This window comes from Limnohabitans sp. Hippo4, from assembly GCF_003063605.1.
Classification (GTDB): domain Bacteria; phylum Pseudomonadota; class Gammaproteobacteria; order Burkholderiales; family Burkholderiaceae_C; genus Limnohabitans_A.
The window spans coordinates 1,053,978-1,077,064 of record NZ_NESE01000001.1; the positions used below are offsets into that span (position 1 = coordinate 1,053,978).

Consider the following 23,087-nt stretch of genomic DNA (forward strand, 5'->3'; position numbering starts at 1 on the left):
AAGCCTCTCTTAGAGCGCCAGCGACCTTTAGGCCGCAACCGGCTTGAACTGATACCCGTTGCCACTGACTTCCATCGTGCCAAACGCTGGGAAGGGGAAGTGAAAACCACCGGCCATCATTTTGTCTTTGACCAGCATGTCAAAGATGCGGCGGCGTGACATGCGTGCCATGGCGGGGTTCATGTCAAACAACACAGACCAATCTGGCGCACGTGCAAACAAGGATGGCACGTTGGTGATGTCGGCCACGTAGGCAAACGACTGACCTTCTGAATCCATGCGGAACAAGGTGTGACCCGGTGTATGACCGAACGCAGCCACGGATGTAATGCCTGGCGCCACAACAGCACCCGACTCAAACTTGACCAACTGATCGCCACCCAAATTACCCAATGCACGGCGAACGCCCATGAAGGCGCCTTTCATGGCGGGGGGTGCGGCTTCCATGCGCGCATCGTCCATCCAGAATGCATGCTCTGTGGCGGGCACGTGGACACGCGCGTTGGGGTACACCAGTTCGCCGGCTTTGTTGCGCAAACCGTTGATGTGATCACCATGGTAGTGGCTCAACACCACGTTGTTGATGTCGGTGGGTTTCAAGCCCACAGCTGCCAAGTTGGCGGCCAGTTTGCCGGTGGTGGGTGGTCCGTTATCGGCAAAGCCGGTGTCAAACAAGTAGCGCTGATCGCCATTGATCAATAAGAAGGGGGTGTAGGGCACATCGATGTAATCGGTGGGCAGGTTTTGGCTGGCCAACAAGGCTTTGACTTGCTCCAGGGGGGCATTGGTCACAAACTCTTCGCCCAAAGGGCGGCGCACAGCGCCATCGTTCAAGGCAATGATTTCCATCTTGCCTAACTTCATGCGCTTGTAGCCCACGGCGGGCAAGTCGGGCAGGCCAAAGTTGGGGGCCGACTGTGACCACACCGATGAGAAAGTAAGAGCGGATGCGCCGGCAATGCCAGCACCCAAAAACAAGCGTCTGTCCAACATGATGAGGTCTCCTCAGTTTTATAAACACTCAATATACCAATGGCGTACTTAGAAGTGCGCTCGTACTTTGAAATAACCCTTCCAGTGCCTTGACACTTACAAGCCCTGTACAGCTACCAAGCGCGCGCGACTGCATTCATCGCGAATGCTTTTAAGGCCCTGGTAGATGGGCCCGTTGTAGAAGCTTTCAAACGCAGCGATGTCGGGAAATTCCAAAATGACGATGCGCCGAGGCTCCCAGTCACCTTCGTAAACGCGGTGCTCGCCGGCCCGTGCCAAGTACTTGCCACCCGCAGCTTCTAGGGCCGGTTTAACGCCCGTCATGAATTCTTGGTAGCGGGTTAAGTCAAAAATTTCCACATCAAAAATCACATAAGCGCTCATAGGGTCTCCTTGTGTTTGATCAGCTAGATGTCATGGACAAAGCAGCTTTGCTATTAGAACGGATGATGGCGCCGATTTTTTCTATCAGCAAAGTCTCAGCAGTGCTTAGCTGAAGCTGGCGAGTTGCTGCACCCACCGTTTTCTCCCAAGACTTGCCAATGTCTTTGGCCATTTTTCTGAACAATGCCATAGAGGGTTTAAAGCCAAATTCACAATCGGCACAAAACGCCTCCCATGAATGTGCGCCTACGGCTTGGTAGGTGTTTTCATCGCCAATAAAAAGTGCCAAATCGTTGTCACCGTAGGCCTGCACACACAAAAGGTCATAAAAAGGCGCAAGCACATACCCCTGACTGTTAATCATTAACGAAATATTTTTGGCATGCGCGTCACTGTTGCCGATCAAGTAATTGAACATGACCCAGCGTTGTACAGACAACAAGTCTTTACCCGAGAGCTTCAAATCTCGAAACGCATGCACAATTTTTTTAAGGCTGACGAACCCACCTTGACGCTCGTATTTCCAGTCAGAGCCGACGCCCAACAACTGGCAGGCGTCAATCTGATGCAAACAAATGATCTCTTCATTGACAACAACACGGTCATAGCGCTGCACGACGTAAAGCGCTTCAGGCAAGCGCAGTAAATAAACAGGTGGCACAGGCAATTGCATTTCTGCAGCCAATTTCATGCACAGGTATTCATTGATCGCACTGGGCTGGTAGCGCACCAACCTAGAGTCTGGTTTGGCGATGTGCGTGGTAGGTGCGCCAGCAACGCTGTCGTATAAAAGACCACGCTGATCGTCGTAACGCAAACCAACTTTGTCTTGCGCACCAGCCAGTGACATTCGGGTTTGCGCGTTCGAAGTCAGGAGTGCTTGCTTGTCTGCACGTGCGTTGACCCTGGCACTGAGTTGCGCTTTTGACAGCTCGCTGTATTTTTGTAGTTGATTGGGGGTGACATGATCTGGCAATACAGACAAAACGCCCGGTAAATCGGCTCCCAACTCACCGATCAACTCCAAGGTGTTGGCACCTCGAAGCTGAATCTGATTCAGGACCTCATCCAGTGGCGTTCCCTCTGGTAATAAATTGCCAAAGAAGGTCTTGACCGCGTCGCCTCTATAAGGCTCCTTGCGCAATTCAAACTGCGGCGCAAGCAGAAAGGCATCTTTGGCCTTGAGCCATTCTTCGTCATATTGAAAAAAATACTGCGCCATCTCATGGCCTAACCACCCCATTGGTTGGGCGTTAGCCCACACACGCAGTCGGATCATGATGGGTCGCCTTCGGTCTGCGACAAGCCTGTGATGTGAAAGGTGAGCCCTAAGCCACTGGCCAACCTCACAAGCTTGCCAAGACTGCAGCTTTCTGGATGGGCCTCCACATCTCGAATGAATGAAGTACTCACACCGCAAACTGCAGCAGCCTCCTCACGAGACAATTTTTGTCGTTTGCGCTCGGTTTCTAGCGCTTTGGCCAACTCATGGATGCGTGATGTTTCAATCTTCATAATTTGATCTTATAAGAACACATTAATTTGATAATGGCTTTTTAACTTATATTTTGCTCCAATAAGATCAAAATTATTAGAAATTTATCCAATGATTCACTATTTGATCCTTAGAGATCAAAATAAATTGAAAATTATCGCAGTGCCTTTGAATTTTTCTTGCTATTTCATTTTTCTCTTCAAAATTTCAGATTGAATGCTGTATTTTCATACAGTATATTTAAAGCATGCCTACAACTGCTTTCATCACACCTCAGCCAATAAACCCCACCGCCCCCAAGCTGTGGCTCAACATGTGCGCCTGGAAAGTGCCCGCTGGCTTTCCCTCGCCCGCAGCCGACCACACCCAAAAACGCATTGACCTGAACGACCACCTCATTCGCAACAAAGAGGCCACGTTCATTTTCAAAGTGAAGGGCGACTCCATGGTGGGTGCTGGTATTTACGAAGGCGATGCACTCGTCATCGACCGCTCCATTGAAGCCAAGCACAACAACATTGTGTTGGCTGTGCTCAACAACGAGTTCACCGTGAAGCGTTTGTACAAGCGCGGCGGTGTGGTGAAGTTGGTGGCCGAGAACAATTTGTACCCGCCCATTGTGGTGAAGAGCGGCGAGGAGCTGAGCGTTTGGGGCGTGGTCACCTACAACTTGCACAAGTTGTATTGAGAGGCACCATCAACCTGTTATGCATCGCGATGAGTTCTGCCACACAAGCACCCGTTCAACAACTGGCCCTGGTCGATTGCAACAACTTCTACGTCAGTTGCGAACGCTTGTTCCGCCCCGACCTGCGCAACGTGCCCGTGGTGGTGCTGTCCAACAACGATGGCTGCGTGGTGTCGCGCTCTAATGAGGCTAAGGCTTTGGGCGTGCGCATGGGCCAGCCTTGGTTTGAGTGCAAAGCTTTGGTGGCCGAGCATGGTGTGTTTGCACTCAGCAGCAACTACGCTTTGTATGCCGACTTGTCCAACCGCGTGATGCAAATTTTGAGCGAGTACTCGCCGCGCTCGGAGGTGTATTCCATTGACGAATGTTTTGTCGACCTCACCGGCACACCCAACTTGCGCGAGGTGAGTTACGCCATGCGCCAGCGTGTGATGCAGTGGACAGGCATTCCGGTGTGTGTGGGCATTGGGCCCACCAAAACATTGGCCAAGCTGGCCAACCATGTGGCCAAGAAGCATCCACGCTCGCAAGGTGTGTTCAATTTCAACGCGCTCACTGAAGCACAAAAAGACAAGCTACTCACACAATTGCCTGTGGAGGAAGTGTGGGGCGTGGGTCGCAAGCTCACCAAGCGTTTGGCCGAGTACAACATTCACACGGTGCAAGATTTAAAAACCGCACACACGCCCACCTTGCGCGCCGACTTTGGCGTGGTGATCGAAAAAACACAACGCGAGTTGCAAGAAATCCCCTGCGTTGATTTGCAAGAAATTACACCCGAAAAACAGCAAATCATTTCCAGCCGGTCGTTTGGCAACATGGTCACCGAACTGCCTGTTTTAAAAGATGCGCTGTCTACGTTTGTGGCCAACGCCTGCGCCAAACTGCGCGCACAAAACAGCCAAGCGGCCGTCATTCAAGCGTTCTTGCACACCAACCGTTTTAGAAAAGACTTGCCGCAATACTCGCCCAGCTTGGCCGTGCCACTGCCCTACCCCACCAACGACAGCTTGGTGATTTTCAGATGGGTGGACGCGCTGTGTGAGCGCATGTACAAGCCTGAGTACCAATACAAAAAAGCCGGCATTGTGTTGAGCGACATCAGCCCCGTCACGCACTACCAAGGCGACTTGCTAGAAGAGCCTGCGCCTGCGCAAGGTACGCTCATGCAAACCTTGGACGCCCTGAACAAACGCTTTGGGCGTGGTGCGGTCAAGGTGTCCACGCAAGGCGCCTACAGCGGGTGGCAAATGCGGCAAGAAAGACGATCGCCCAACTACACCACCGATTGGACAGAGGTGCCAGTGGTCTAGAATGAATTTTTCATCACTGAAAACACCACCATGTCCACGTTGCCCGCCACTGCCATCGTTCGAGAAGTCGGTCTGCGCGATGGCCTGCAAAGCATTCAAACCATTTTGCCCACAGCGCAAAAAATAGAATGGATTCAACAGGCCTACGCTGCTGGCCAACGTGAAATTGAGGTCGGCTCGTTCGTACCGCCCAAGCTCATGCCGCAACTGGCAGACACCTGGGACGTGCTGGCCTTTGCCAAAACACTGCCCGGCCTCACGGCCTCTGTGCTCATCCCCAATTTGAAAGGCGCTGAACGCGCATTGGAAGGCGATGCCGACCTGATGGTCTTGCCTTTGTCGGCCAGCCATGCACACAGCTTGGCCAACTTGCGCAAAACGCCTGATGAAGTGGTGCAAGAGCTGGCGCGCATTCGCGCAGCACGCGACGCCTCTGGCAAGAAGACCCTCATTGAAGGCGGCGTGGGCACCGCGTTTGGTTGCACCTTGCAAGGCGAAGTGAAAGTGGACGAAGTGCTGCGCCTCATGCAAGCCTTGTTAGACGCTGGCGCAGACCGCGTGAGTTTGGCCGATACCGTGGGCTATGCCGACCCGCACTCGGTCAGCGTGCTGGTAGAAAAAGCCTTGCGCATCGCTGGCAACAAACTCTGCTGCGGCCACTTTCACGACACGCGCGGCTTGGCACTGGCCAATGCCTATGCCACGCTCAGCCTGGGCATTCAACGCTTTGATGCGTCACTGGCTGGCATTGGCGGCTGCCCGCACGCACCGGGCGCCAGTGGCAATGCCGCCACCGAAGACTTGGCCTTTATGCTAGAAGCTTCCGGCGTGAAGACAGGCATCGACATTCCCAAACTGTTGGCCTTGCGCCAGCAAGTGGCTGGATGGCTGACAGGGGAACAAACCAATGGCACTTTGTGGCGCGCTGGCTTGCCCAAGAATTTCAAAGGAGCACTTCATGGCTGATTTGTTTGACAACCCGATGGGTTTGTGCGGTTTCGAGTTCGTAGAGTTTGCATCTCCTGTGGCGGGTGTCATCGAGCCCTTGTTTGAAAAAATGGGCTTCTCTTTGGTGGCCAAACACCGCTCCAAAGACGTGGTGCTGTACCGCCAAGGCGACATCAATTTCATTGTCAACCGCGAACCCAGAAGCTTGGCGGGCTACTTTGCCGCAGAGCATGGTCCTTGCGCTTGCGCGCTGGCGTTTCGAGTCAAAGACTCGCACAAAGCCTACGCTCGTGCGCTAGACATGGGCGCGCAACCCGTCGAGGTGCCGACAGGGCCGATGGAGTTAAGACTGCCCGCCATCAAAGGCATCGGCGGTGCGCCCCTGTATTTGATCGATCGTTACGAAGACGGCAGGAGTATTTACGACATCGACTTTGAATTCATTGAAGGTGCAGATCGCCACCCCGTGGGCCACGGCTTCAAAATCATCGACCACCTCACCCACAATGTGTACAAGGGTCGCATGGCGTTTTGGGGCGCTTTTTACGAGAAGATATTTAACTTCCGAGAAATTCGCTACTTCGATATCAAAGGCACACACACGGGTCTGACCAGCCGAGCCATGACAGCACCCGATGGCCTCATTCGTATTCCTTTGAACGAAGAATCTGGCAAAAATGGCGGACAAATCGAAGAGTATTTGATGCAGTTCAACGGCGAAGGCATTCAGCACATTGCGTTGCGCACGGACGACCTGATGAAAAGCGTTGACGCCCTGCAAATGGCGGGCATTCCCCTCATGACAGCGCCCAACGACATCTACTACGAGATGCTGGAAGAGCGCCTGAAAGGTCATGGCGAACCAGTGGCAGAATTACAGGCACGCGGTATCTTGTTGGACGGCTCCACCGCCAATGGCGAAAAGCGTTTGTTGTTGCAAATCTTCTCGCAAACTTTGTTGGGCCCAGTATTCTTTGAATTTATCCAGCGCAAGGCCGATGAGGGCTTTGGCGAAGGCAACTTCAAAGCATTGTTCGAGTCCTTAGAACGTGATCAAATTAGACGTGGCGCCCTTCAAGTCGACGCCTAAAAGGAAAGTCATGAAAATTAGCAGAATTCACCACGCGGCTTATCGCTGCAAAGACGCCAAAGAAACCGTCGAGTGGTACGCCAAAAACTTGAACATGGATTTTGTGCTGGCCATTGCCGAAGACTTGGTGCCCTCCACCAAAGCGCCCGATCCTTACATGCACATCTTTTTGGATGCAGGTGGCGGCAACGTGCTGGCCTTCTTTGAATTGCCCAACTCGCCCGAAATGGGCCGTGATGAAAACACCCCTGCGTGGGTGCAGCACATGGCCTTCGAAGTGGACAGCATGGAAACCTTGCTGGCCGCCAAAGCCAAGCTAGAGGCCAATGGCGTTGAAGTGTTGGGCCCCACCAACCACACCATCTTCAAAAGCATTTATTTCTTTGATCCCAACGGTCACCGTTTGGAACTGGCCACCAACACCGGCACGCCCGAGATGTACAAAACCTTGGACGAAGTGAAGTGGGACATGCTGAACGAGTGGAGCAAAACCAAGCGCGCGCCCAAGCATGCGGCTTGGATGCATGAACCTTCTTGATTGAAAAACGAGTCAGTCGATTTACTTCGACTGACTTAAAGCGTTGCCCACCATCTTGGACGTGATGTCCACAATTTGAATCATGCGCTCGTAGGGCATGCGTGTAGGACCAATAACGCCTAACGTACCCACCACATGACCGTCTACCTCATACGGTGCACTGACCACCGACAACTCTTGCATGGGCACAAACTGGCTTTCACCGCCAATGAAAATACGCACACCATCGGCCTGACTAGACACATCGAGCAGTCGCATGAGCTGCGTTTTTTGCTCAAACAAATCAAAGGCCTGACGCAAGTTGCCCATATCGTTAGAAAAGTCACTCACCGACAACAAGTTGCGCTCACCCGAAATCACCACATCGCCTTCGTCTTCACTCAAAGCCTCGGAACTCATTTGCACCGCAGCCTGCATGAGGCTGGCAATTTCTGATTGCAAATTGACCAGCTCTTGCTTCACGCGCATGCGCACTTGCTCGATGGCCATGCCCGCGTAATGCGCGTTCAAATAATTGGACGCTTCAATCAACTGGCTTTGTGAATAATCAGCCTCGGTAAAGATGACGCGGTTTTGCACGTCCCCTTCGGGCGAGACAATGATCAGCAACACGCGTTTTTCAGACAAACGCAAAAATTCAATGTGCCTGAACACCGACGCACGTTTAGGCGCCATCACCACACCCACGTAATGCGACAAACTGGACAACAGGTTGGCGGCGTTGGCAATGACCTTTTGCGGTTGGTCAGGCGCCAGCCTTTGGGTGGGCAATTCGCCCTTTTGAACCGTCAACATGGTGTCGACAAATAGGCGATAACCCCTATTGGTGGGCACCCTGCCAGCCGATGTATGCGGACTGGCAATCAGGCCCAACTCCTCGAGGTCGGACATGACATTTCGAATGGTGGCAGGGGATAATTCAAGCCCGGACGCCTTGGACAGCGTGCGGGAACCCACAGGCTGGCCGTCCGCAATGTAGCGTTCAACCAGCGCTTTGAGTAATAACTTGGCACGATCATCTAGCATTCGGTCATTTTAATGATGTAATTTGCGAATGAAGTCTAAATTTCGTCACGTTGCGCTTTTTGGCAAGTACCACGCCGTGGTTTCTGGCGCGGCTTTGGAAAGCTCGCGTCGGGTACTGGACGATGTGGCCCAATTCATCAGTCGCATCGGCGCCGAAGTGGTGCTGGAAGCCGGCACCGCCGAGCATCTAGGCCTCAACCTCTACCCCACCCTCAAAATGGCCGAAATCGGCCAGCAATGCGATTTGGGCGTGGTGATTGGTGGCGATGGCACCATGCTGGGCATTGGCCGCCAGGTGGCGCAATACGGATTGCCGCTCATTGGCATCAACCAAGGTCGCTTGGGCTTTATCACTGATATTCCCATGGGCCAGTTTGAGCAAACCCTCCAGCCTATGCTGGTGGGCCAATTTGAAGAAGAGCAGCGCAGCATGCTGCACGCCAAGGTGTGGCGCGACAAGCATTGTGTGTTTGACACCTTTGCCATGAACGACGTGGTGGTCAACCGCGGTGCCACCTCGGGCATGGTGGAACTTCGCATTGAAGTCGATGGCCGCTTTGTGGCCACGCAGCGTGCCGACGGCCTCATTGTGGCCACGCCCACAGGCTCCACCGCTTATTCCTTGTCGGCCGGTGGCCCGCTCATGCATCCCACTTTGGGCGGCTGGGTCATTGCCCCTATTGCGCCGCACACACTGTCCAATCGTCCCATCGTGTTGCCAGACACCTCGCACATCAGCATTGAAATTGTGTCGGGCCGCGACGCCAGTGCCAACTTTGACATGCAGTCTTTGGCCAGTCTTTTGTTGGGCGATCAAATTACCGTCGAGCAGTCAATTCACAAAGTGCGGTTTTTGCATCCACAAGGCTGGAACTACTTTGACACCTTGCGCAAAAAAATGCACTGGAACGAGGGAGGCATTTAAGCCATGTCGCTGCGTCACATCAGCCTGCGCGACTTTGTCATCGTGCGCCAGCTCGACCTCGATCTATCGCAAGGCTTCAGTGTGCTCACAGGCGAAACAGGCGCTGGCAAATCCATCCTGATTGATGCGCTGCAATTGGCGCTCGGCGAACGCGCAGATTCCAGCGTGGTGCGAGAAGGTGCTGCGCGTTGCGAAGTGTCTGCGGAGTTTGACTGCCCACCGCAAGCGAACGCAGTTTTAGAAGAAGCAGGATTCGAAGTCGCTGACACACTATTGCTGAGGCGCAGCGTCGACCCTCAAGGCAAAAGCCGCGCATGGGTCAATGGCAGCCCAGCCACTGCCACCCAATTGCGCGCCTTGGGCGAAATGCTGCTCGACATCCATGGCCAACACGCCTGGCAAAGCCTTACGCGCCCAGATGCCGTGCGCGGCTTGCTTGACGCCTATGCGGGCATCAGCACCGATGCCCTCAAAACTGCTTGGCAAACTTGGCGTCAAGCCCAGCAAGCGGTGCAACAAGCCAAGAGTGCACAAGATTCCTTAAGCCGCGAGCAAGAGCGCTTGGCCTGGCAAATTGGTGAGCTCGACAAACTGGCACCCGCCTTGGACGAATGGGAAGAGCTCAACACGCAGCACACGCGCCTGTCGCATGCGCAAGCCCTGATTGATGCCGGCCAGTCGGCCTTGGCCGCCCTGGATGGCGACGAGTCAGCACGCATGGGCAGCCTCAGCGGCGCCATTGCTTTGCTGTCCCAAGCCATCAGCAATTTGCAAGATCAAGCCCACGTCGAGCCCGAATTTCAAAGCATTGCAGAAGTGCTGCAGTCGAGTTTGGCCCAAGCCGAAGATGCTGTGCATTCGCTGCAAAGTTATTTGCGCAAAACCGATTTAGACCCGGATCGTTTGAACGAGTTGGACCAGCGCATGTCGCAGTGGTTGTCTTTGGCGCGCCGCTACAAACGTCCCCCCGAAGAACTCGCTGGCTTGTTGGCAGGCTGGAAACAAGAGCTCAATGCCTTAGAGGCTGCCAGCGATTTAGAAGGCTTGGAAGCTCAAGCCAAAGCGGCCGGTCAAGCCTATCAAACCGAGGCTAAAAAACTGTCGCAACAGCGCAAAAAAGCGGCGCCCAAATTGTCACAAGCTGTGACGCAGGCCATGCAAAACTTGGGCATGCAAGGTGGCCGATTTGAAGTGGCCCTCATTGCATTAGACGATGCTGCGCAGCATGGCTTGGAGGACATTCAGTTTTTGGTAGCGGGTCACGCCGGCAGCACACCTCGCCCTGTTGGCAAGGTGGCGTCTGGCGGAGAACTCTCGCGCATTGCATTGGCCATCGCCGTCACCACCAGCGAGTTGGGCGAAGCAGGCACCTTGATCTTTGACGAGGTTGACTCGGGTGTTGGCGGTGCTGTGGCCGAAACAGTAGGCCGCCTCATGAAGCAATTGGGCGTGCACCGCCAAGTACTGGCCGTCACCCATTTGCCCCAAGTGGCCTCTTGCGCAGACCACCATTTGCTGGTGAGCAAGTCGAGCAGCAAAGAAGGTGTGAGCAGCAACGTGTCGCCCATTGCCGGCGAGCAGCGCGTGACCGAAATTGCACGCATGCTGGGCGGCGAAAAACTCTCTGCCACCACCTTGGCGCATGCGCGCGAAATGCTGACCAAGTAAATTTCTGAAGTCTGGACATCATGGAAATCGTATTGATCACTGGCATGTCGGGTTCCGGAAAGTCCGTGGCTTTGCACGCGCTGGAAGATGCAGGTTTTTATTGCGTCGACAACCTGCCACCCGAACTGCTCATTCCGTTTGCTGAACTAGAGCGTGATCAAAAAGAACAGCGTGTGGCCATTGCCATTGATGTGCGCAGTGCCACCTCTTTGCCCATGATGCCGGGTCAATTGGAAGTCTTGCGCAATTTAGGCTTTCAAGTCACGTCCATTTACCTCGATGCTGCGTCCGACACGTTGTTGCGTCGCTATTCCGAGACACGACGTCGCCACCCTCTGTCTGGCAGAAACGCGGCTGAAGGCGAACGCGCGCTGACCGAATCCATTGAGTACGAACGCGAGCTCTTGTCCAATCTGCGCGAATCTGCGCACATCATCGACACCAGCTTGCTGCGCGCCGCACAGCTGCAAAGCTATGTAAAATCTTTGGTCAGCTCGCCCGCTGCCAAACTCACCTTGGTGTTTGAATCCTTTGCCTTCAAGCGCGGCATCCCACTCGATGCCGATTACGTGTTTGATGTGCGCATGTTGCCCAACCCGCACTACGAGTCGGCGCTGCGCCCCATGTCGGGCAAAGACGAGCCTGTGCAAAAGTTTTTGCAAAGCTATTCCGAAGTCAATTTGATGCAAAGTCAAATTGAGAGTTTTTTAGACCAATGGTTGCCTGCGCTTGAAAAAGACCACCGCAACTACATCACCGTGGCCATTGGGTGTACAGGTGGACAACACCGTTCTGTTTATTTGGTTGAAAAACTCAGCCAGCGCTTTGCTGCCAATTGGTTGACGTTAAAGCGTCACAGAGAACTCGACAGCAAGTGACGCACGGGCTGTGGCAAGCCCAACGAGGTCCATTCTTTTTCTGACCACCACGCGCCCTCGGACAACACAGGCGCTCCTTTGGCTGCTTTGAGTTTGACCACGTGACAATGCAAATCTTTGTGCGTCAGCACATGTTTGAAAGCAGGCAACACGTCCCACTTCAAAGTGCCAGCTACCGAAGCCTTTTGCAATGACGGCGTTAAAGAAGCTTGCATCGCTTCCTCTGAATCAAAGACAGGCAAGCTGTAAAGGCTGGCCCAGATGCCAGACGCAGGTCTTTTTTCCAACCACACCTCACCCTGCGCGTTTTGCGCCAGCATCAGCCACAGCACTTCGCTGCTGCGTTTGAGCTTGCGCGTTTTGACGGGAAACTTTTCGGGCTCGCCAAGTGCATAGGCTTTGCATTGCGTTTGCACAGGGCACTCATCGCAATGGGGTTTGCGCGGCAAGCACACCGTGGCCCCCAAATCCATGATGGCTTGCGAGTAGCGCGGCATGGCGGTTTGAAGCTGTCGGGTAGGCAGCGCCTCTTGCGCCATTTGCCACAACACTTTTTCGTTTTTGGCCACCGACAAATCATCAGCGAAGCCCCAGACGCGCGTGAGAACACGCTTCACGTTGCCATCCATAATGGCCACACGTTCTGAAAAACAAAATGACGCCACAGCGGCCGCTGTGGATCTGCCAATGCCTGGCAAGGTGATCAAGTCTTCGGCGGTGCTTGGAAATTCACCGCCAAAACGTGACACCACCTCTTTGGCGCATTGATGCAAATTGCGCGCACGGCTGTAATAGCCTAAGCCACTCCACAAGCCCATCACTTTGTCTTGGGATGCTGCCGCCAAATCGGCCACCGTGGGAAAGTTTTCTAAAAACTTGGCGTAGTACGCCAGCACTGTACTGACCTGCGTTTGTTGCAACATGATTTCAGACAACCACACCCGATAAGGATCACGTGTGTTTTGCCAGGGCAAGTGGTTGCGGCCATGCACCTTCTGCCATGCCACCAAGGTCTCGGCCAAACTGGCTGAAGGTTTTATCGCTTTTGGCATACGGGGCAGTAAAAAGTAGAGCGCTGCCCCTGCACAATTTGCTTGATGGGCGTTTCACATGTCCGGCAAGGCAAGCCCGTTCGGCCATACACCGCGGCTTCCAATTGAAAGTACCCGGTGTTGCCCTGCGCATTCACAAAATCTTTGAGGCTGCTGCCGCCCTGTTCGACGGCGCGTGCCAACACTTGGCGAATGGCCGCGTGCAACTTGGCCACCCGAGGGCCGCTCACTTTATCGGCTTTCACTGTGGGTTTGATACCGGCCATGAACAAGGCTTCCGAGGCATAGATGTTGCCAACGCCCACCACCACATCACCCGCCAATAACACTTGTTTGATGGGCGCAGAGCGCTTTTTTAGCCCTGCTTGAAACAACTTCAATTCAAAGCCATCGGTCAGGGGCTCCATGCCCAATTTGCTGAGCAATTTCAGGGCAGGCTCGTGGTGTTCTGACGCCGACCATACGGCGGCGCCAAACCTTCGGGGGTCGTGCAAGCGCAAAGTACCCTGTGTGGTGACCAAGTCCATGTGATCGTGTTTGCCAGCAGGCGCCTGCGTTGGGGCGAAATTCAAACTGCCCGACATGCCCAAGTGCAGCATCAACACGCCGCGGTCCATGTCCAACAGCAAGTACTTGCCGCGTCTGCGCACGCGCAAGACGCTTTGCCCCACCAAAACCGAAGGGGCCACACCCAAAGGCCAACGCAATGACTTGCCCATGTGCAGGGCCACAATGCGCGCGCCTTCAATCCGGCTGGCAAAACTGAGCCGGGTGACTTCTACTTCGGGCAATTCAGGCATCGAATCGGCAGACAGGACAGAGTGAAAATAAAGGGCCAAACCCTGCGTCGCAAGGGCTCGTGGATTATGATGCCTCTATGAAGTATTGGTTTTCATCGATTGCATTGGTCTGGGCCACAGCGGGGGTATGTGCAGAACCGCCCATTGAAAACTCCAAGCTCAATGCAGTTTTGTTTTACCAACTGCTGTTGGGCGAACTCAATGTGCAAGCAGGTGAGCCGGGTGCTGGCTTTGCCATCATTTTGGATGCAGCGCGCAAAACCAAAGACGAAGCACTCTACCAACGCGCCACCGAATTGGCATTGCAATCTCGCTCAGGCGAGGCAGCCTTGCAAGCCGCCAGAAGCTGGAAGTCCAGTTTGCCTGAATCGCAAGAGGCCAACCGCTACATCTTGCAGATTTTGTTGGCCCTCAATCGAATTGAAGAAGCCGGCCGGGCGCTCAAAACCAGCATTGCAAGCCTACCGCTAAGCGAGCAGTCCAATGCCATCGGCTCTATCCCCCGTGTCTTCAGCCGCGTACAAGATAAAAACTTCGCCGCCAAAATTGTGGAGCAGGCACTGTCGGGCGCCATTCAAAATCCCGAAACAGCCGCGACAGCTTGGACCACCATTGGCCGCATGAAGCGTGACGCAGGCGAAATTCAACCGGCCGCCGAAGCCGCACGCGCAGGTCACGCGGCCAATCGCCGAGCGCCTGGCCCCATCATGTTGGCTTTGAGTTTGCTCAATTTGGTGCCCGACGAAGTTCAGCCCATGATTTCTCAGTACATGTCGGGCGACGCCTTGCCCGATTTGCGTTTGGGCTATGCCCGCACTTTGATTGACTTGGACCAAATGCAGCCTGCGTTGGCTCAACTCTCTCAACTCACCAAACAACATCCTGAATTTGCACCGGGCTGGTTGTTTTTAGGCTTGCTGCAAAGTGACTTGTCGCAAGTGCTGCAAGCAGAACAATCGCTTCAACAGTATTTGAAGTTGGCCACCAACGCCAATGATCCCGACCGCATGGGCGGTGTTTCAGAGGCGTATTTGGCTTTGTCTCAAATGGCCCAAAAACAAGGTCGATTTGCAATCGCAGACGAATGGTTGGCCAAAATTCCAGCCGAAGCCGACCCCTTGAAAGTGGCCAGTCGCCGCGCCGCTTTGTTGGCACAACAAGGCCGCAAAGCAGAGGGTCTGAAAGTGCTCGAGCAAGTCAAAACCAGCAACCCGCAAGAAGTCAGGCTCAAAGCCTTGGCGCTGTCTCAGTGGTTGCGTGAAGACAAACAAATTCCCGCAGCGTTTGCCACGATTGAAAAAGCTTTGGCCCAATTTCCAGCCGATACCGATCTGCAATCCGAAATGGCCATGCTGTGTGAAAAGTTGGGCCGCTTCGAGCAGATGGAAAGTCTGCTGCGCGGCATGATCAAAGCCAAACCCAACGATCCCCATGCATACAACGCCCTCGGTTACTCTTTGGCCGACCGCAAAATTCGGTTGGATGAAGCCCGCGAACTCATTTTGAAAGCGGTGCAACTGGCCCCGCGCGACCCTTTCATTCAAGACAGTTTGGGTTGGTTGGAATACCGCGCAGGCAATCTCCAAGAAGCGCTTCGAATTTTGGAAGCCGCATTCAAAGCCCGCCCCGATGCAGAAATTGCAGCACATTTGGGCGAAGTGCATTGGAGCTTGGGTCAAAAAGACAAAGCGGGCACCATTTGGCGTGAAGGCCTGATGCTCAAGGCCGACAACGAAACCCTGCTTGAAACCCTCAAGCAATTCAACTTCAAACCCTGAACGTGCTGAAAGCCGGACTGCGCATGAAACGCTTGGGGTTAATGAGTTGCATGGCCAGCGTCTTGCTGTCGGCTTGTGCTGCCAGCACGGTGGCAACCCCAACCTACACACCACCCGCCTCTGCACCTGCAGACAATCAGGTGGTCACGGTGCAAGCCGATACCCCTGCGCCAGCCTTCAAGGCAGGCCGCTTTGCATTGCAAATGGACACGCAACCACCCCAGTCCTTCATCTCCTCCTTTGATTTGACAGGGGGTTGGCCCGATGGCACCTTGAACATCTACAACCCACTGGGCCTGCAAATGGCCCGCTTGGAGTGGACGGCACAAAGCGCCAAACTGATTCAGGGCAGTCAAGTGGGCTATGCGGCCAACCTTGAAAGCTTGGTCTACAAATTGACCGGTACACCTTTGCCCACGGCCGCATTGGTCGATTGGTTGGGCGGCAAACCCACACCCGCCGAGGGCTGGAACGTCGATGTCAGCGAATGGCATTTGCGACGCCTGGTGCTTGAACGCGTTCAACCCGCACCCCGCACGGTGCTTCGCATTGCCTTTGAACCATGAAGTCGCTGCAAAACGTTTTGGCGCCAGCCAAACTCAATTTGTTCCTGCACATCACGGGGCGCAGGACAGACGGGTACCACCTGCTTCAGTCGGTTTTCATGCTGATCGATTGGTACGACACCCTGCACTTTGAGGTTCGTCCCAATGGGCAAATTAGCAGAGAAGACCTCAGCGTTCCCCTGCCCGCAGACGACCTGATCACCCGGGCCGCACGCTTGTTGCAACAAACCAGTGGCACCTCAATGGGCGCTCACATTGCCATCGACAAATCCATCCCGGCCCAGGCGGGCATGGGCGGCGGCTCATCTGATGCAGCCACGTGTTTGCTGGCCTTGAACAAGTTGTGGAACCTGAATTACTCGGTGAACCAATTGGCCCAATTGGGACTTCAATTGGGTGCCGATGTGCCCTTTTTCATCAGGGGTCACAACGCTTGGGTCGAGGGAATTGGCGAGATCATGACCCCTGTCACCTTGTCGCCCGCCCAATTTGCGGTGGTCAAACCACCTGAAGGTCTTGAAACTTCTAAAATTTTTGGGGATCAGGCTTTAAAGCGGGATACAAAGCCTGCTACAATTTCGGTCTTTGCAGCAGACCCGTATGGCTTTGGCCACAACGACCTGCAACCAGTGGCCCAGCGCCTCTGCCCCCAAATCAGCGAATCTATCGCCTGGCTTGAAACAGCCAGACTGGCTTCAGCTGTTGTCAAAGGCAGAATGACGGGCTCCGGGAGTGCAGTGTTTGCGCAAGTGCCACGCGGCACGGATTTAAGTCAAATGCCTCAAGTTCCAGCAACTTGGCAAAATTGGAAAATCCGAATGTGTGGCAATTTGGAAGTTCACCCCCAAAAGGGTTGGGCCTCCAGCGACGATTGATCGGTCGGTAGTTTTGGTTTTCCATCACTGCCAACCCGTGTAGGGGAGTCGCCAAGTTGGTTAAGGCACCGGATTTTGATTCCGGCATGCGAAGGTTCGAATCCTTCTTCCCCTGCCAAATAATTGCACGCAGTCACATGCGTCCAATACGACACAGTCAAACGTGTCGTGGATTGAAATTTATGCGCTAACCCGCATCGGCCCATCATTTGATCGCTGAGACGCTCATGCTGCCATCCAACACAAATTCAACATCAGACTTCATGGTCTTTACGGGCAATGCCAATCCTGTGTTGGCGGCCGAAGTTGCCTACGAGTTGGACATTTCGCTGGGTTTGGCCGATGTCGGCCGTTTCTCAGACGGTGAAGTGACTGTCACCTTGAACCAAAACGTGCGTGCGCGCGACGTGTTCATCATCCAGTCCACTTGCGCCCCCACCAACGAAAACCTGATGGAACTGCTGATCATGGTCGACGCTTTGAAGCGCGCCTCAGCCGGTCGCATCAGCGCCATCATTCCTTACTTTGGCTACGCCCGCCAAGACCGTCGCCCACGCTCCACGCGTGTGCCCATCACGGCCAAGGTTGTAGCCAACATGTTGCAAGCGGTGGGCGTCAATCACGTCCTCACCATGGACTTGCACGCCGACCAAATTCAAGGTTTCTTCGACATTCCCGTCGACAACATTTACGCCTCGCCCGTGCTCTTGGGTGACCTGCGCCAAAAAAACTACGAAGACCTCATTGTGGTCTCCCCCGACGTGGGCGGCGTGGTTCGCGCACGTGCTTTGGCCAAACAACTCAATTGCGATTTGGCCATCATCGACAAGCGTCGTCCCAAGGCCAACGTCAGCGAAGTGATGCACGTCATTGGCGACATCGACGGCCGCAACTGCGTCATCATGGACGACATGATTGACACGGCTGGCACCTTGGTCAAAGCCGCTGAGGTTTTGAAAGAGCGCGGCGCCAAAAAAGTTTACGCATATTGCACACACCCTATTTTCTCGGGCCCCGCCATCGACCGCATTGCCAAAGGTTCTGCCCTCGATGAAGTGGTTGTGACCAACACCATTCCGTTGTCACAAGCCGCTGCGGCTTGCCCCAAAATTCGCCAACTCACTGTGGCGCCGCTGTTGGCCAAAACCATTCAGCGCATTGCCCACGGCGAGTCGGTCATGAGTTTGTTCACAGATCAAGACTGATCTGGAACATCAATGTGGGCTGCTGTTCGGCAGTCCTTTTTAAAACAGAGTCGTACTGGTCGCGGTCGACTCAACTTGGAGTGAGTTATGAAATTTGTCGCTTTTGAGCGCTCTATGCAAGGTACGGGTGCGAGCCGCCGTCTGCGCAATTCAGGTAAGACACCTGGTATTGTTTATGGCGGTGTGGATCAACAACCCCAACTGATCGAACTCGATCACAATGCCCTGTGGCACGCCCTGAAAAAAGAAGCTTTCCACGCAAGCATCTTGGACATGGAATTGAACGGTAAAGAAACCAAAGTCTTGCTCCGTGACTTCCAAATGCACCCTTACAAACAATTGGTTTTGCACATCGACTTCCAACGCGTTGATGCCAAGACCACTTTGAACCGCAAAGTGCCAATCCATTACACAGGTGAAGACGTTTCTCCTGCTGTCAAAGTAGACGCTTGCTTGATCAATCACATCATGAATGAGCTTGAAATCGCTTGCTTGCCAGCCGATTTGCCAGAAGCTATCAACGTTGATTTGTCCGGTTTGAAGAAAGGTGTTTCTTTGCACCTGGCCGACATCACATTGCCCAAGGGCGTGAAAGCCATCACACACGGTAAGAAAAACCCCGTGTTGGTGTCTGTGGTGGCCCCAGCAGTTGAAGAAGCCGCTCCTGCAGCCGACGCAGCACCTGCTGCGGATGCCAAAGGCAAGAAGAAGTAATTCTTCACACCCTTTCAACACTTTTTGTGTTTCAAACAACCCGCCTTGTGCGGGTTGTTTTGTTTTTATACTCACACATGATCAAACTGTTTGTTGGCTTGGGCAACCCAGGCGCCGAATACGAGGACACCCGCCACAACGCTGGTTTTTGGTGGATCGACGCCTTGGCACGCGAACTCAATGCCAACCTGGTTCCCGACAAAAGTTATTTCGCCAAAGTGGCGCGCACCCAAGTCAAAGGACAAACCATTTGGTTGCTAGAGCCTCAAACCTTCATGAACTTGTCGGGCAAGTCTGTGGGCGCTCTGGCCAAATTTTTCAAAATTGCACCCCAAGAAATTTTGGTGGTGCACGATGAACTCGATGTGGTGCCAGGCCAGGCCAAGTTGAAGTTTGGCGGCAGCCATGCCGGCCACAATGGGCTGCGCGACATTCACGCCCAATTGGGTACGGGCGACTATTGGCGCTTGCGTTTGGGCATTGGTCACCCTGGCGCTAAATCAGAAGTGGCCAATTGGGTGCTTAAAAAGCCCATGGCCGAACAACGAGAATTGATTCACGAGAGCATTGCACGCTCGGTCAAAGCGGCCGATTTGCTGATGGAGGGCAACATGGAAAAAGCCATGGTGCAAATTCACACCAGCAAACCACCCCGTCCCAAGCCTCCCCGACCTGAAGGGGTCTAAGCACTGCCTCCTTTGGCAGCCCCTGCTTTCAAGCCGCGTTTTGCAGGCGCTGGTACTTTTGGAACAAGGTCTCTTTGGTTTCCACGTGCTGTGGATTGACCGGAATACAGGCCACGGGGCACACCTGCACACATTGGGGTTCGTCGAAATGGCCTACGCACTCGGTGCACTTGTTGGGGTCAATTTCGTAAATTTCCGGGCCGAGGTAGATCGCCTGATTGGGACATTCAGGTTCGCACACATCGCAATTGATGCATTCATCGGTGATCATCAAGGCCATAGCAATCTCACTGTTTCTGCCCGAATTATCAGGCAGACAAGACAGCCTGCACCACTGCGCCTAAAATACCCCTGTGGAACCCTTACTCAACGCCGATTTACATTGCCACTCCGTGGTCTCTGATGGCACGCTCACGCCGGAAGCCTTGGCCGCGCGCGCCAAAGCCAACGGCGTGCAATTGTGGGCCCTCACCGATCACGACGAGATTGGTGGTCAAGAACGTGCCATGGCGGCAGCCAAAGCCGAGGGCATGAAGTACCTCACCGGCGTTGAAATTTCCATCACCTTTGCGGGCAAAACCGTCCACATTGTGGGTTTGGGCTTTGACCACCAAAATGAAGCCTTGGTGCAAGGCCTGCGCAATACACGCGGCGGCCGAAGCGAACGCGCCAAAGAAATGTCAGAGGGTTTGGCCAAGGTGGGCATCATGGGCGCCTACGAGGGCTCCCTCAAATACGTTGGCAATCCTGAACTCATTTCACGCACACACTTTGCACGCTTTTTGGTTGAAACCGGCGTTTGCAAAGACACCTCTGAAGTGTTTCGCAAGTACCTCACCGAAAACAAACCCGGCTTTGTGCCGCACCGTTGGGCTTCGCTTGAGAATGCCGTGAAATGGATCACGGGCGCTGGCGGCATTGCCGTCATTGCTCACCCCGCGCGATATGGCTTCACAGCCAACGAAGAGTTTGCGCTGTTCACTGAATTTAAAAACCACGGTGGCCGCGCCGTTGAAGTCATCACTGGCAGTCATTCCAGCGCCGATGCCTTGCAATACGCAGACACTGCGCTCGAATTCGAATTGGCAGCCTCTCGCGGCAGCGACTTCCACAGCCCCGAGGAAAGCCACACTGACCTCGGCACCTTGCCTTGGTTACCAGGGCAACTGACCCCCGTGTGGGAATTGTTGTCAGACCGGATCCAGTGAAACACGCCCCTGCTCAAACGCTCGCTGGCATTGGCTTCGTCGTTTTGTCTGTTGCATGTTTTGCGGTACTGGACACCACCACCAAACACGTCAGCGCCAGTGTTCCATTGATGTTGGCTTTGTGGTTTCGTTACTTGATTCAAGCCTTGTTTAGCACCGTTTTCTTTTTGCCACAACGCGGCATGGCCCTCTTCAAAACCGACCACCCTAGATTTCAATTGGTGCGCGGCGCGCTCTTGTTTGGGAGCAGCCTGTGTGCGTTTTATGGTTTGAAGCACATGCCTGTTGGCGAGTTCACCGCCATTGCATCCATCACGCCCCTGGTGGTCACTGTAGTGGCCGCCATGGTGCTTGGCGAGAAAGTGCGCAAGCTCCGTTGGGCCTTGGTGATTGGCGCCTTCATTGGCACCCTGATCATGGTGCGTCCTGGCACCCAACACTTTGATTGGGTTTTGATATTTCCCTTGATGCTGATTGTGACCAATGGCAGTTTTCATTTGCTCACCAGCAAAATGGCCAAAACCGAAGACCCCATCACCATGAACATTCTGACCGGCTGGGTGGGGACAGCACTGGGCGCCTTTGTATTGCCCTTCGTTTGGGAGCTTCCCACCGATGGATTTGTATGGGCACAACTGCTCATCATGGGCAGCTTTGCCACGGTGGGGCACTACCTGTTGATCAAAGCATTTTCCAAAGCACCTGCTACCGTGCTCACACCTTATTTCTACACGCAAATTGGGTTTGCCATGCTGGGGGGGTGGTTGGTCTTTGACCACATGCCCGACCAATGGACTTTGGTGGGCATGGGCGTGGTCACCTTGTGTGGTGCGTTGGGCGCCTGGTTGACGGTGCGCGAAAGTCGCATCCAAGTTTTACCCATTGAGTCTTAAGCGTTTGAATTGACATGGCCCAGTATTTTTCTGTTCACCCCGAAAACCCCCAACAACGCTTGCTCAAACAAGCAGTGAGCTTGCTCAACCAAGGCGGCGTGCTGGCCGTGCCCACCGATTCCAGTTACGCGCTGGTCTGCCACATGGACGACAAGGCGGCGGCCGATCATTTGCGCAAAGTGCGAGGGGTTGATGACAAACACCATCTCACCATTCTGTGCCGCGACCTGAGTGAGCTGGCCAACTACGCCAAAGTGGACAACGCCCAATTCAGAATGCTGAAGCAAGCCACACCCGGCGCCTTCACCTTCATTTTGGAAGCCACCAAAGAAGTGCCGCGCAGAATGAGCCACCCACAACGCAAGACCATTGGCTTGCGCGTACCAGGACATGCGGTGCTGCAAGAATTGCTGGCACTGCATGGCGCGCCCCTGCTGGCCACCACCCTCATTCCACCCGATGAAACTGATCCGCTGAACGATCCCGAAGAAATTCGCGATCGTTACGAGAAACTCATCGCTGGCGTGATCGATGCCGGCGCCTGCAACCGTGAACCCACCACCGTGGTCGATTGCACAGGGGATGGCATCGAGGTGGTAAGGCAAGGTTTGGGCGACATTGCCCTGCTGGGTTTGTAAACAGCCGCCCCAAAACCAAGCCAACTCTTTGAGACAATCGCTCTGTGGACACCTCTAACCTCATCCAAACCGTTTCGGTCTATGCCCTGCCCGTGATCTTTGCGATCACCTTGCATGAGGCTGCGCACGGCTATGCAGCCAAATACTTTGGCGACCGCACGGCTTACATGATGGGACGCGTCACGCTCAATCCCTTTGCGCACATCCATTGGGTCGGCACCATCTTGTTGCCCTTGCTGCTTTACTTCAGCACCAGCGGCGACCTGTTGTTTGGCTACGCCAAGCCCGTGCCGGTCAACTTTGGTAATTTGCGTCATCCCAAACGCGACATGATTTGGGTGGCCTTGGCAGGGCCGGGGGCCAATTTGATTCAAGCCATCGTGTGGGCCCTGCTGTATGTGGTCTACACCGACTTTGGCGTTACCGAAAAATTCTTCTTGGCCATGTGCAAAGCCGGCGTGCTGAGCAACGTGGTGATGTTTGCCTTCAACTTGTTCCCCCTGCCACCCTTGGATGGTGGCCGCATCGTGGTGGGCTTGTTGCCTTGGCGCCAGGCCTATCAATTCTCGCGCATCGAGCCTTATGGTTTTTTCATTGTGATGGCCTTGGCCATCACAGGTGTGGTCAATCACCTGTGGCTCGACCCGGTGATGAACACCACGTTTGGACTGATCGAACTGATTTTGAAATCTCTGACTTAAAGACCTTAAAGCCCTTAAAGCCCTC

General features: G+C 54.2%; 26 protein-coding genes and 1 tRNA gene. 19 read left to right on the forward strand and 8 right to left on the reverse strand.

What is annotated here, in order from left to right; translation table 11 throughout:
* Nucleotides 1-27: 27 nt before the first annotated feature.
* The 4 genes from B9Z46_RS04955 to B9Z46_RS04970 all read right to left on the reverse strand — a co-directional run bounded on the left by B9Z46_RS04955 (nucleotide 28) and on the right by B9Z46_RS04970 (nucleotide 2,892).
* Nucleotides 28-993 carry an MBL fold metallo-hydrolase gene (locus B9Z46_RS04955; RefSeq protein WP_108254737.1) on the reverse strand — a complete coding sequence of 322 codons (966 nt, stop codon included), beginning with the start codon at nucleotides 991-993 and terminating at the stop codon, nucleotides 28-30.
* Between the two features lie 96 nt (nucleotides 994-1,089).
* The gene (locus B9Z46_RS04960) at nucleotides 1,090-1,377 is read right to left on the reverse strand and encodes a DUF1330 domain-containing protein (protein WP_055359946.1); all 288 of its coding nucleotides are present in this window, start codon (nucleotides 1,375-1,377) and stop codon (nucleotides 1,090-1,092) included.
* Between the two features lie 19 nt (nucleotides 1,378-1,396).
* Nucleotides 1,397-2,656 (reverse strand): HipA domain-containing protein, encoded by a 1,260-nt coding sequence (locus B9Z46_RS04965; protein ID WP_108254738.1) that lies wholly within the window; start codon nucleotides 2,654-2,656, stop codon nucleotides 1,397-1,399.
* A complete protein-coding gene (locus B9Z46_RS04970; RefSeq protein WP_055359944.1) occupies nucleotides 2,653-2,892 on the reverse strand; it encodes a helix-turn-helix domain-containing protein in 240 nt (79 codons plus the stop codon). The genes B9Z46_RS04965 and B9Z46_RS04970 overlap by 4 nt, the downstream gene beginning before the upstream one ends.
* 227 nt (nucleotides 2,893-3,119) lie before the next feature.
* On the opposite strand from B9Z46_RS04970, the gene B9Z46_RS04975 reads away from it, so the two are divergent.
* From B9Z46_RS04975 to B9Z46_RS04995, 5 genes are read left to right on the forward strand one after another with little or no spacing between them, the layout of a single operon-like run.
* On the forward strand, nucleotides 3,120-3,560 hold the full coding sequence (locus tag B9Z46_RS04975) for a LexA family transcriptional regulator (protein ID WP_233245912.1): 441 nt from the start codon (nucleotides 3,120-3,122) through the stop codon (nucleotides 3,558-3,560).
* Nucleotides 3,561-3,589: 29 nt separating this feature from the next.
* Complete coding sequence (locus tag B9Z46_RS04980) at nucleotides 3,590-4,873, forward strand: Y-family DNA polymerase (protein ID WP_108254739.1); 1,284 nt, start codon at nucleotides 3,590-3,592, stop codon at nucleotides 4,871-4,873.
* 30 nt (nucleotides 4,874-4,903) lie between these two features.
* Nucleotides 4,904-5,839, forward strand: coding sequence for a hydroxymethylglutaryl-CoA lyase (locus tag B9Z46_RS04985; RefSeq protein WP_108254740.1), 936 nt, complete (start codon nucleotides 4,904-4,906; stop codon nucleotides 5,837-5,839).
* On the forward strand, nucleotides 5,832-6,911 hold the full coding sequence (gene hppD, locus B9Z46_RS04990; RefSeq protein ID WP_108254741.1) for a 4-hydroxyphenylpyruvate dioxygenase: 1,080 nt from the start codon (nucleotides 5,832-5,834) through the stop codon (nucleotides 6,909-6,911). Before B9Z46_RS04985 ends, hppD begins: the two co-directional genes overlap by 8 nt.
* A 10-nt stretch (nucleotides 6,912-6,921) precedes the next feature.
* Nucleotides 6,922-7,449 carry a VOC family protein gene (locus B9Z46_RS04995; RefSeq protein WP_055359939.1) on the forward strand — a complete coding sequence of 176 codons (528 nt, stop codon included), beginning with the start codon at nucleotides 6,922-6,924 and terminating at the stop codon, nucleotides 7,447-7,449.
* Between the two features lie 21 nt (nucleotides 7,450-7,470).
* Here B9Z46_RS04995 and hrcA read toward each other — a convergent pair whose 3' ends face one another.
* Nucleotides 7,471-8,475, reverse strand: a complete 1,005-nt coding sequence (gene hrcA, locus B9Z46_RS05000) for a heat-inducible transcriptional repressor HrcA (protein WP_108254742.1) — start codon at nucleotides 8,473-8,475, stop codon at nucleotides 7,471-7,473.
* Nucleotides 8,476-8,503: 28 nt separating this feature from the next.
* Here hrcA and B9Z46_RS05005 point away from each other — a divergent pair, with 28 nt between their 5' ends.
* The 3 genes from B9Z46_RS05005 to rapZ are packed head-to-tail and all read left to right on the forward strand — an operon-like array spanning nucleotide 8,504 to nucleotide 11,946.
* Nucleotides 8,504-9,400, forward strand: a complete 897-nt coding sequence (locus B9Z46_RS05005; RefSeq protein WP_108254743.1) for an NAD kinase — start codon at nucleotides 8,504-8,506, stop codon at nucleotides 9,398-9,400.
* 3 nt (nucleotides 9,401-9,403) lie between these two features.
* The gene (gene recN / locus B9Z46_RS05010; RefSeq protein ID WP_108254744.1) at nucleotides 9,404-11,068 is read left to right on the forward strand and encodes a DNA repair protein RecN; all 1,665 of its coding nucleotides are present in this window, start codon (nucleotides 9,404-9,406) and stop codon (nucleotides 11,066-11,068) included.
* 20 nt (nucleotides 11,069-11,088) lie between these two features.
* Nucleotides 11,089-11,946, forward strand: coding sequence for an RNase adapter RapZ (gene rapZ / locus B9Z46_RS05015; protein WP_055359935.1), 858 nt, complete (start codon nucleotides 11,089-11,091; stop codon nucleotides 11,944-11,946).
* On the opposite strand, the gene mutY is transcribed toward rapZ, so the two are convergent.
* Nucleotides 11,922-12,998: an A/G-specific adenine glycosylase gene (gene mutY, locus B9Z46_RS05020; RefSeq protein ID WP_108254745.1), complete on the reverse strand. Its 1,077-nt coding sequence runs from the start codon at nucleotides 12,996-12,998 to the stop codon at nucleotides 11,922-11,924. The genes rapZ and mutY overlap by 25 nt on opposite strands.
* On the reverse strand, nucleotides 12,983-13,798 hold the full coding sequence (gene mutM, locus B9Z46_RS05025; protein WP_108254746.1) for a bifunctional DNA-formamidopyrimidine glycosylase/DNA-(apurinic or apyrimidinic site) lyase: 816 nt from the start codon (nucleotides 13,796-13,798) through the stop codon (nucleotides 12,983-12,985). Before mutM ends, mutY begins: the two co-directional genes overlap by 16 nt.
* A 77-nt stretch (nucleotides 13,799-13,875) precedes the next feature.
* On the opposite strand from mutM, the gene B9Z46_RS05030 reads away from it, so the two are divergent.
* From B9Z46_RS05030 to pth, 7 genes are all read left to right on the forward strand, one after another.
* Nucleotides 13,876-15,576, forward strand: a complete 1,701-nt coding sequence (locus B9Z46_RS05030; protein ID WP_108254747.1) for a tetratricopeptide repeat protein — start codon at nucleotides 13,876-13,878, stop codon at nucleotides 15,574-15,576.
* Between the two features lie 2 nt (nucleotides 15,577-15,578).
* A complete protein-coding gene (locus tag B9Z46_RS05035) occupies nucleotides 15,579-16,142 on the forward strand; it encodes a lipoprotein insertase outer membrane protein LolB (protein ID WP_108254748.1) in 564 nt (187 codons plus the stop codon).
* Nucleotides 16,139-17,017, forward strand: coding sequence for a 4-(cytidine 5'-diphospho)-2-C-methyl-D-erythritol kinase (gene ispE / locus B9Z46_RS05040; RefSeq protein ID WP_055359930.1), 879 nt, complete (start codon nucleotides 16,139-16,141; stop codon nucleotides 17,015-17,017). Before B9Z46_RS05035 ends, ispE begins: the two co-directional genes overlap by 4 nt.
* 41 nt (nucleotides 17,018-17,058) lie before the next feature.
* A tRNA-Gln gene (locus tag B9Z46_RS05045) sits at nucleotides 17,059-17,135 on the forward strand.
* A gap of 109 nt (nucleotides 17,136-17,244) precedes the next feature.
* A complete protein-coding gene (locus B9Z46_RS05050) occupies nucleotides 17,245-18,222 on the forward strand; it encodes a ribose-phosphate pyrophosphokinase (RefSeq protein WP_055359929.1) in 978 nt (325 codons plus the stop codon).
* A gap of 87 nt (nucleotides 18,223-18,309) precedes the next feature.
* Entirely contained in the window at nucleotides 18,310-18,936 is a 627-nt protein-coding gene (locus B9Z46_RS05055) for a 50S ribosomal protein L25/general stress protein Ctc (protein ID WP_055359928.1), read from the forward strand.
* Nucleotides 18,937-19,013: 77 nt separating this feature from the next.
* On the forward strand, nucleotides 19,014-19,622 hold the full coding sequence (gene pth / locus B9Z46_RS05060; protein WP_055361846.1) for an aminoacyl-tRNA hydrolase: 609 nt from the start codon (nucleotides 19,014-19,016) through the stop codon (nucleotides 19,620-19,622).
* A gap of 28 nt (nucleotides 19,623-19,650) precedes the next feature.
* Here the strand turns inward: pth and B9Z46_RS05065 are convergent, their stop codons facing one another.
* On the reverse strand, nucleotides 19,651-19,902 hold the full coding sequence (locus tag B9Z46_RS05065) for a YfhL family 4Fe-4S dicluster ferredoxin (protein ID WP_055359927.1): 252 nt from the start codon (nucleotides 19,900-19,902) through the stop codon (nucleotides 19,651-19,653).
* Nucleotides 19,903-19,975: 73 nt separating this feature from the next.
* On the opposite strand from B9Z46_RS05065, the gene B9Z46_RS05070 reads away from it, so the two are divergent.
* Genes B9Z46_RS05070 through B9Z46_RS05085 form a run of 4 tightly spaced genes read left to right on the forward strand, consistent with a single transcriptional unit; the run spans nucleotide 19,976 to nucleotide 23,062 of the window.
* Nucleotides 19,976-20,830 carry a 3',5'-nucleoside bisphosphate phosphatase gene (locus B9Z46_RS05070; RefSeq protein ID WP_055359926.1) on the forward strand — a complete coding sequence of 285 codons (855 nt, stop codon included), beginning with the start codon at nucleotides 19,976-19,978 and terminating at the stop codon, nucleotides 20,828-20,830.
* Nucleotides 20,827-21,723, forward strand: a complete 897-nt coding sequence (locus tag B9Z46_RS05075; RefSeq protein WP_108254749.1) for a DMT family transporter — start codon at nucleotides 20,827-20,829, stop codon at nucleotides 21,721-21,723. Before B9Z46_RS05070 ends, B9Z46_RS05075 begins: the two co-directional genes overlap by 4 nt.
* A 14-nt stretch (nucleotides 21,724-21,737) precedes the next feature.
* Nucleotides 21,738-22,361, forward strand: coding sequence for an L-threonylcarbamoyladenylate synthase (locus B9Z46_RS05080; protein ID WP_108254750.1), 624 nt, complete (start codon nucleotides 21,738-21,740; stop codon nucleotides 22,359-22,361).
* A 44-nt stretch (nucleotides 22,362-22,405) separates the two neighbouring features.
* The gene (locus tag B9Z46_RS05085; protein ID WP_108254751.1) at nucleotides 22,406-23,062 is read left to right on the forward strand and encodes a site-2 protease family protein; all 657 of its coding nucleotides are present in this window, start codon (nucleotides 22,406-22,408) and stop codon (nucleotides 23,060-23,062) included.
* The last annotated feature ends 25 nt before the right edge of the window (nucleotides 23,063-23,087 follow it).

Excerpts from the sequence above, each read along its gene's own strand:
- B9Z46_RS04955 (WP_108254737.1), bottom strand. The coding sequence starts at position 993 with ATGTTGGACAGACGCTTGTTTTTGGGTGCTGGCATTGCCGGCGCATCC.
- B9Z46_RS04960 (WP_055359946.1), bottom strand. The coding sequence starts at position 1,377 with ATGAGCGCTTATGTGATTTTTGATGTGGAAATTTTTGACTTAACCCGC.
- B9Z46_RS04965 (WP_108254738.1), bottom strand. The coding sequence starts at position 2,656 with ATGATCCGACTGCGTGTGTGGGCTAACGCCCAACCAATGGGGTGGTTA.
- B9Z46_RS04970 (WP_055359944.1), bottom strand. The coding sequence starts at position 2,892 with ATGAAGATTGAAACATCACGCATCCATGAGTTGGCCAAAGCGCTAGAA.
- B9Z46_RS04975 (WP_233245912.1), top strand. The coding sequence starts at position 3,120 with ATGCCTACAACTGCTTTCATCACACCTCAGCCAATAAACCCCACCGCC.
- B9Z46_RS04980 (WP_108254739.1), top strand. The coding sequence starts at position 3,590 with ATGAGTTCTGCCACACAAGCACCCGTTCAACAACTGGCCCTGGTCGAT.
- B9Z46_RS04985 (WP_108254740.1), top strand. The coding sequence starts at position 4,904 with ATGTCCACGTTGCCCGCCACTGCCATCGTTCGAGAAGTCGGTCTGCGC.
- hppD (WP_108254741.1), top strand. The coding sequence starts at position 5,832 with ATGGCTGATTTGTTTGACAACCCGATGGGTTTGTGCGGTTTCGAGTTC.
- B9Z46_RS04995 (WP_055359939.1), top strand. The coding sequence starts at position 6,922 with ATGAAAATTAGCAGAATTCACCACGCGGCTTATCGCTGCAAAGACGCC.
- hrcA (WP_108254742.1), bottom strand. The coding sequence starts at position 8,475 with ATGCTAGATGATCGTGCCAAGTTATTACTCAAAGCGCTGGTTGAACGC.
- B9Z46_RS05005 (WP_108254743.1), top strand. The coding sequence starts at position 8,504 with ATGAAGTCTAAATTTCGTCACGTTGCGCTTTTTGGCAAGTACCACGCC.
- recN (WP_108254744.1), top strand. The coding sequence starts at position 9,404 with ATGTCGCTGCGTCACATCAGCCTGCGCGACTTTGTCATCGTGCGCCAG.
- rapZ (WP_055359935.1), top strand. The coding sequence starts at position 11,089 with ATGGAAATCGTATTGATCACTGGCATGTCGGGTTCCGGAAAGTCCGTG.
- mutY (WP_108254745.1), bottom strand. The coding sequence starts at position 12,998 with ATGCCAAAAGCGATAAAACCTTCAGCCAGTTTGGCCGAGACCTTGGTG.
- mutM (WP_108254746.1), bottom strand. The coding sequence starts at position 13,798 with ATGCCTGAATTGCCCGAAGTAGAAGTCACCCGGCTCAGTTTTGCCAGC.
- B9Z46_RS05030 (WP_108254747.1), top strand. The coding sequence starts at position 13,876 with ATGAAGTATTGGTTTTCATCGATTGCATTGGTCTGGGCCACAGCGGGG.
- ispE (WP_055359930.1), top strand. The coding sequence starts at position 16,139 with ATGAAGTCGCTGCAAAACGTTTTGGCGCCAGCCAAACTCAATTTGTTC.
- B9Z46_RS05050 (WP_055359929.1), top strand. The coding sequence starts at position 17,245 with ATGCTGCCATCCAACACAAATTCAACATCAGACTTCATGGTCTTTACG.
- B9Z46_RS05055 (WP_055359928.1), top strand. The coding sequence starts at position 18,310 with ATGAAATTTGTCGCTTTTGAGCGCTCTATGCAAGGTACGGGTGCGAGC.
- pth (WP_055361846.1), top strand. The coding sequence starts at position 19,014 with ATGATCAAACTGTTTGTTGGCTTGGGCAACCCAGGCGCCGAATACGAG.
- B9Z46_RS05065 (WP_055359927.1), bottom strand. The coding sequence starts at position 19,902 with ATGGCCTTGATGATCACCGATGAATGCATCAATTGCGATGTGTGCGAA.
- B9Z46_RS05080 (WP_108254750.1), top strand. The coding sequence starts at position 21,738 with ATGGCCCAGTATTTTTCTGTTCACCCCGAAAACCCCCAACAACGCTTG.